1 protein-coding gene is annotated in these 447 nt (G+C 71.8%); it reads right to left on the reverse strand.

The window, feature by feature from the left end:
* The coding region (locus ASG00_RS14610; protein WP_156456256.1) for an FtsQ-type POTRA domain-containing protein at positions 1 to 447 on the reverse strand (447 nt) is incomplete at both ends.

Consider the following 447-nt stretch of genomic DNA (forward strand, 5'->3'; position numbering starts at 1 on the left):
CGGCGCTCCCCCATACGATCCGGGTCCCGGTGCCGCCGATCGTGAGCGTCACGTCGTCGGCGGTCTGCGCGCTGCCCGCCGTGACGATCGAGCGCAGCTGCGCGGGCAACGCCCGGATCACCGCACCGAGCGCACGGAACGCCGCCGACGAGGTGTCGCTCACCGTCAGCGCGGGATAGCCCGACGGCGGCGTCGACGACATCGACAGCTGCACGCCGGCCGCATCCACCAGCGCGTACCCCGACGGGTACTGGATGAACCCGACCGGGGTGCGCTCGACGATGCGCACCACCAGGTCGTGCGGAGGCTGCGCCTCCACCGTGTACGTCTCGATGAGGGGGAACTGCACCAGAGCCGCTTTCACGGCCGACTCGTCGACGGCCGCCAACGGGGTGCCGATCTGTCCGGAGAGGGCGTGTGCGACGGTCTGCGCGTCGAGCTGGGAGG

The sequence above is a fragment of the Microbacterium sp. Leaf351 genome (genome assembly GCF_001423825.1).
Lineage (GTDB): Bacteria > Actinomycetota > Actinomycetes > Actinomycetales > Microbacteriaceae > Microbacterium > Microbacterium ginsengisoli.